The organism is Streptomyces sp. NPDC029152 (assembly GCF_055564355.1).
Window position 1 is genome coordinate 598,947 of the sequence record NZ_JBVHWR010000003.1, and the last position, 6,177, is coordinate 605,123.

The following is a 6,177-nucleotide window of genomic DNA, read 5'->3' on the forward strand; positions in this document are numbered from 1 at the left end:
CCCCCGGAGACTCTCCCCGCCATTGACAGCCGGAGCGCGCACGGCGGACCCGGTTCGGCGGCCCGCCCGTCGCGGACCCCGTGAGCGCATCCCCCCACACTCCGTGGGGACGAACATAGTTGAGCGGGGGTCAATTCAGAAGGGGCAGGTTCCGCACGGAGCGCCCCCCGATCGGAGCACGAGCCGTATACGCCCGGAATGTACCCCCTCCCGTTCACTCCCCCACCCGCGCTGACCTGCGTCGGCGCCCCGCACGGCGACGATCCGGCCAACCCTGCGCCCGAGCGGTCTCCGGTCACACAAATCGCCGGGCCTGTGGACAAACGCAAGCGCCGGGTGCGTCATGGGATGGTGAAGGAACGTGCGCGCATTCTCGTTGTCGGCGGTGGCTACGTCGGGATGTACACGGCCCTGCGTCTGCAACGGAACCTGAAGGGCGAACTCCGGCGGGGCGAGGCGGAGATCACGGTCGTCACTCCCGACCCCTACATGACGTACCAGCCCTTCCTCCCCGAGGCGGCGGCCGGCTCCATCTCACCGCGCCACGTCGTCGTACCGCTGCGCCGCGTCCTCGACAAGTGCCACGTCGTCGTCGGCGAGGCGCACAGCATCGACCACACCGGTCGCACCGCCACCGTCACCACCCTCGCCACCGAGGAGGAGGGCACGGGCGCCCGCCGGCTGGCGTACGACGAACTCGTCCTCGCGCCCGGCTCGGTCTCGCGCACCCTCCCCGTCCCCGGCCTCGCCGACCACGGCATCGGCTTCAAGACCGTCGAGGAGGCCATCGGCCTGCGCAACCACGTCCTCGAGCAACTGGACATCGCCTCCTCCACCCGCGACCCCGCGGTCCGCGACGCCGCCCTCACCTTCGTCTTCGTCGGCGGAGGCTTCGCCGGGGTCGAGGCGCTCGGCGAGCTGGAGGACATGGCCCGCTACGCCACCCGCTACTACCACAACGTCACCGCCGAGGACATGAGGTGGATCCTCGTCGAGGCCTCGGGCCGCATCCTGCCCGAGGTCGGCGAGGACATGGGCCGCTACACGGTCACCGAACTGCGCCGCCGCAACATCGACGTACGCCTGGAGACCCGCCTGGAGTCCTGCGCGGACCGCGTCGCCGTCCTCAGTGACGGCGCCCGTTTCCCCACCCGCACGGTCGTCTGGACGGCCGGCGTCAAGCCCCACCCCGTCCTCGCCGCCACCGACCTGCCCCTGAACGACCGCGGCCGGCTCGTGTGCACCCCCCAGCTGGCCGTCGACGGCGCCCCGCACGCGTGGGCCGCGGGCGACGCCGCCGCCGTCCCCGACGTCACGGTCCCCGCACCCGGCGGGGAGTGCGCCCCCAACGCCCAGCACGCCGTCCGCCAGGCCAGGGTCCTCGGCGACAACATCGCGCACGCCCTGCGCGGCGAACCCCTGGACACGTACGCGCACAGGTACGTCGGCTCCGTCGCCTCCCTCGGCTTCCACCAGGGCGTCGCCCACGTCTACGGACGCAGGCTGAAGGGCTACCCGGCCTGGTTCATGCACCGCGCCTACCACCTCAGCCGCGTCCCCACCGTCAACCGCAAGGCACGCGTGCTGGCCGAATGGGCCCTCGCCGGACTCTTCAAACGGGAGATCGTCTCCCTGGGGTCACTCGAACATCCTCGCGCCGAGTTCGAACTCGCGGCCGGTGGAAAGCCTCCTCAGGAACCTCCGCGCAACCCGAAGGGGTAGTCCTGGCCGGACTCAGGAACTCCCCGGGCCGGCCCGGCGTCTGACGGATGTCGGCCGGTCGGCACCCTGCCAGACTGGTCCACTCACCGCGGGCGGGCCGCCGCTCACCCCGCGCGGCTCCCGGGCCTGCCGGTTCCGGTACCGGCCGCCGACGACTACCCGAGGCAAGGATTCGTGAACTTCACGCGCTGGAGCGCCCGACTCCCCGGAACACAGCGCCGCGCCGCGGCGCGGACCGACACGACGCTCTCCCAGGGCCACCGGGGAGACGGCTCCGTGCCCGCCGCCCGCGTCGAGCAGCTGACCGACGAGGCCCCGCCCGTACCGGCCGTCGACGACCTGCCGACGCGCGACGTCCTCGACCGCGTCCCGGCCCTCGTCGCCCTCGTCCACGGCCCCGACCACCGCATCGCCTACGTCAACGACGCCTACGCCACGGCCTTCGGCGCGCGCCCCCTCGGCAGACGGGCCCGCGAGGCCCTCCCCGAGCTCGACGCGCTCGGACTCTTCCCGCTCCTCGACCAGGTGCAGCGCAGCGGCAGACCCCGCACCCTCAAGTCCCGCAAGGCCCCCGACGGCCGCTCCTACACCTTCACCTGCACCCCGGTCACCGAGGGCGACCGCGGTGTTCTCGTCTTCGCCACCGACGTCACCGACCACGCCGAAGCCGCCGCACGCCTGCGCGCGAGCGAACGCCGCCAGCGCGAAACCGCCGTCACTCTCCAGCGCTCGCTGCTCCCGCAGGGACTCGAAGAACCCGACGACCTGCGCGTCGCCGCCACCTACCACCCCGGCGGCACCGAGACCGCGGTCGGCGGCGACTGGTACGACGTGATCACCCTCGGCGGCGGCCGCACCGCCCTGGTCATCGGCGACGTCATGGGCAGAGGCGTCCGCGCGGCCGCCGTCATGGGCCAGCTCCGTACGGCGGTGCGGGCCTACGCCCGCCTGGACCTGCCCCCGCACGAGGTCCTCCAGCTCCTCGACGGCCTCGCCACCGAGATCGACGCCAACCAGATCGCCACCTGCGTCTACGCCATCCACGACCCGAACGAGGGCCGGCTGGTGTACGCCTCCGCGGGGCACCTGCCCATCCTGGTCCGCGACGAGACCGGCACCGTCCAGCGCGCCGACGAGCCCACCGGACCCCCGCTCGGCACGGGCGGCTGGATGCACACGTCGGGCTCGATCGCCCTGACCCCCGGCTCCACCGCCGTCCTCTACACCGACGGCCTGGTGGAACGCCGCAACGAGGACCTGGACGAGGGCATCGCCGCCCTGGAACGCGCCCTGGCCGGGGCGACCGGCAGCCCCCAGGTGATCTGCGACCGCCTGGTCCGTTCGGCCGGCGTCACCCCGGACCACGACGACGACGTGGCCGTCCTGGTCCTGCAGCACCCCGCCCGCAAGGGCGCGGAGGCCGAGCTCTTCCGCAACGCCACGCTCGAACTGCTCGGCGGCGTCGAAGCGGCCCCCCGCGCGCGTGCCTTCGCCTCCGGTGTCCTCACCAGCTGGCGCTTCCCCGCCGACCTGCACGACCTGGGCGTCCTGGCCGCCAGCGAGCTGGTCGCCAACTCCCTCCAGCACGGCACGCCCCCCATGCGCCTGCGCCTGCGCCGCACGGACCGGCGACTGATCATCGAGGTGACCGACGGCGACGACCACCTGCCCCGGCGCCGCCGCGCGGAACCGGGGGACGAGTCCGGCCGGGGCATCGCCATCGTCGCGACGATCGCCTCCAACTGGGGCTCCAGACGGATGCCCGGCGGCGGCAAGTCCGTCTGGTGCGAGTTCGTCCTGCCGAAGCCGTGAGCCCAGCCGTGGGCCGTCCGGCCGTGACGGGCGCGGGACCCGTCACGGCATCGCTCACGCCTCCGCGGCCGCCACGGCGCCCGCCGGCGTCCCGCCCTGCGTGACCACCCGGGTCCGCGCGAGCGACGGCTGGTTCTGCACGTCCGTCAGCTGCCGTCCCAGCCGCACCGCCAGCACCGTGATGCCCAGTGAGAACAGCAGGAACGCCACGATGTACGGCCCGTGCAACGAGGCCCCGAGCGGCCCGCCCACCGCAGGCCCGATCGCCAGCGCGAGCTGCTTCACCAGGGCGAAGGCGGAGTTGTACTGACCCGCCATCCCGGTCGGTGCCAGGTCCGCCACCAGCGGGGCCAGCGTCGGCGACAGCATCGCCTCGCCCAGCCCGAACAGGGCGTACGTCGAGATGAACGCGGCCGTCGCCATCGTCCGGCTGCCGTGCCCGAGCCCGGCGTACCCGGCCACCGCCCACGCCACGGCCCAGATCAGACCCACGGCGGCGATCACACGCGACCGCTTTCGCCGCTCCACGAACTTCAGCACCGCGAACTGCGCGACCACGATCATCAGCGTGTTCGCCGCCAGCGCCGTCCCCAGCGCGGACGTCGAGATCCCGGCGGCCTCGACGCCGTAGGCGCTCAGCCCCGACTCGAACTGTCCGTAGCAGGCGAAGAACAGCACGAAGCCCAGCACGCACAGCTGCACCATCGCCCGGTTGTCCAGCAGCTGCTTCCAGCTGCCGCCGGAGGACCGGCCCGGCGTGTCCTCCACCCGCGGCGCCCGCGGCATCCGCACCGTCGCCATCACCGCGACCAGCAGCAGGAACATCGCCGCCTCGATCGCGAACAGCAGAGTGAAGGACGCGGCGCTCGTGGTGTCGACCAGGTGACCGCCGATGAGCCCGCCGACGCCGAGCCCCAGGTTCTGCAGGAAGAACTGCATCGCGAACGCCCGGGACCGGGTCTCCGAGGGGGAGCAGTCCACGATCATCGTGGCGAGCGCCGGCTGCATCACGGCCTGCCCCGCCCCCAGCGCGGCCGCGGACAGCAGCACGGTGGCCGCCGTGGCCGCCAGCCCCAGGCTCAGCGCGCCGAGCGCGGCGGTGACCAGGGCGACCAGCAGCACCGGCAGCGGACCCCGCCGAACGATGGCCCGCCCGGCGAACGGCAGCACGATCAGCGCGGCCACGGCGAAGACGGCGAGTACGAGACCCGCCGTCATGGCCCCCAGCCCCCGCACCTGCGCCACGTAGACGTACAGGTAGGGGACGGTGAAGCCGAGCCCGAACGCGCTGAGTGCGTTGCCCACGTGGATCCGGCGCATCGCGGCGCCCATTGCCCTGGTCACGTTCACCCTCTCTTGGTGGTCCGCTCCAGCCGTTAAGACTGAAGACTTAGAAGCTAAAGTTCGAAGGTAAAGAGTACATAGCGAAGGACTTCAAGGCAAAGGGGAGGCGTGCCATACTGCGGCCATGGGCGACACCTCCGGCGCCGGCGAGCCGACACTCGAAGAGCAGATCGCCGCCTACCAGCGCGAGTTCCAGGACCTGGACCCGCAGGTGGAGAAGATCGTTTCGGCTCTCTCCCGGCTCAACCGCCGGATGAACGTCGCGTACGGCCGCCAGACGGCCGAACTCGGCATCAGCAACACGGACTGGGAAGTCCTCAAGGCGCTCGTCCTGTCCGGCGCCCCCTACCGGCTGGGCCCCGGCGACCTCGCCAAGCGCCTCGGCCTGACACCGGCCGCCATGACCCACCGCATCGACCGGATGGTGACGGAAGGACTGGTCACCCGGGAGCGCGACGAGTCGAACCGGGTGCGCGTGATCGTCGAGCTGACGGGCGAAGGGCGCGAGAAGTGGCTGGAGGCCATGCGCCTCGCCACGGTCTTCGAGGAGGACCTGCTCCAGGACCTCTCACCGCAGGAACGGTCGGCCCTCGGCGAGGTCCTCACCCGCCTCCTGCGCAGGGTCGAGCACGCACAGCCCGACGCCGGCGGACGGCTCACCGACCTCGATTAAAAGATCTTGACAGGGGTGCTTGACAGTCCCCTGCGGGGTCCGTAAGGTTCTTCGGGTTGCCACGGGGCCGTAACGGTTCTGCGGCAGCACCTCCCGCCGCATCAGCGGCACATCAAACCACCAGCACGACCTCCCACTGGGAACTGTTTCGGCATGTCCGAATTCAATTCCGATGGGACTCGACGCCCCACTCGACACCGATTGGGAAACGCCGAGAAAGTCCGCTAAGGTTTGGGACGTCGGAACGGCCCAACAGCCGGGAAGACAACCCCCTCTGACGGGGAATCAGGGCCCGAAAGGATCTGATAGAGTCGGAACCGCCGGAAAGGGAAACGCGGAAGCGGGAACCTGGAAAGCACCGAGGAAATCGGATCGGAAAAGGATCTGATAGAGTCGGAAACGCAAGACCGAAGGGAAGCGCCCGGAGGAAAGCCCGCGAGGGTGAGTACGAAGGAAGCGTCCGTTCCTTGAGAACTCAACAGCGTGCCAAAAGTCAACGCCAGATATGTTGATACCCCGTCTCCGGCCGTCCGGCCGGGACGAGGTTCCTTTGAAGAAAACACAGCGAGGACGCTGTGAACGGTCGGATCATTCCTCCGGCCGTTCCGCTCTCGTGATGTGTCGAC

General features: G+C 71.1%; 4 protein-coding genes. 3 read left to right on the top strand and 1 reads right to left on the bottom strand.

Translation table 11 applies throughout. The annotated features are described in order from the left end of the window. Positions 1-348 precede the first annotated feature (348 nt). Both ACZ4V6_RS09420 and ACZ4V6_RS09425 read left to right on the top strand, forming a co-directional pair. Positions 349-1,722, top strand: coding sequence for an NAD(P)/FAD-dependent oxidoreductase (locus ACZ4V6_RS09420; RefSeq protein ID WP_467824304.1), 1,374 nt, complete (start codon positions 349-351; stop codon positions 1,720-1,722). A 174-nt stretch (positions 1,723-1,896) separates the two neighbouring features. Then, a complete protein-coding gene (locus ACZ4V6_RS09425; RefSeq protein ID WP_467824307.1) occupies positions 1,897-3,534 on the top strand; it encodes an ATP-binding SpoIIE family protein phosphatase in 1,638 nt (545 codons plus the stop codon). 54 nt (positions 3,535-3,588) lie between these two features. Here the strand turns inward: ACZ4V6_RS09425 and ACZ4V6_RS09430 are convergent, their stop codons facing one another. Beyond that, positions 3,589-4,866 carry an MDR family MFS transporter gene (locus ACZ4V6_RS09430; RefSeq protein ID WP_467824364.1) on the bottom strand — a complete coding sequence of 426 codons (1,278 nt, stop codon included), beginning with the start codon at positions 4,864-4,866 and terminating at the stop codon, positions 3,589-3,591. Positions 4,867-5,002: 136 nt separating this feature from the next. On the opposite strand from ACZ4V6_RS09430, the gene ACZ4V6_RS09435 reads away from it, so the two are divergent. Beyond that, positions 5,003-5,551: a MarR family winged helix-turn-helix transcriptional regulator gene (locus ACZ4V6_RS09435; protein ID WP_467824309.1), complete on the top strand. Its 549-nt coding sequence runs from the start codon at positions 5,003-5,005 to the stop codon at positions 5,549-5,551. The last annotated feature ends 626 nt before the right edge of the window (positions 5,552-6,177 follow it).